The organism is Glycomyces buryatensis, assembly GCF_004912275.1.
GTDB lineage: Bacteria > Actinomycetota > Actinomycetes > Mycobacteriales > Micromonosporaceae > Glycomyces > Glycomyces buryatensis.
The window spans coordinates 1-370 of the sequence record NZ_STGY01000049.1 but is presented as its reverse complement, the minus strand read 5'-3'; positions in this window follow the sequence as shown (position 1 = coordinate 370).

Sequence of the window (370 nt, the reverse complement as noted above, 5' to 3'; positions counted from 1 at the left end):
GCCGTCGAGCTCGAGCTCGGGTCCGTCATGGTCGGCATGGCTGTCATGGTCGTCTTGCCTCCCTTCCCTTCCCGTGTCTCGCTTCGGGCATCACACATCGGCTTCTCGGCCCTCGGTCTTCGTGCCTGTCGGTCGTGCGCTTCCCGGTGAGGGGCTTCGCGTCTTCCGCCGGGCCGTTCCGGCCAGACGAAGTCCCTGAGGAGCGTTCCGCTGACCGGTCCGTTCCGCTGACCGGTCCGTTCCAGTGGAACGTTGCCGTTCAACGAGCGTCCCGCTCACCGGCAGGTTCGGTCGAGCGCGGCCCCGCTATCGGGGCGTGCTCACCGGCCGGTCCGGTCGTGTCCTGGTCGCTTCGGTCCCGTGTCCCGTC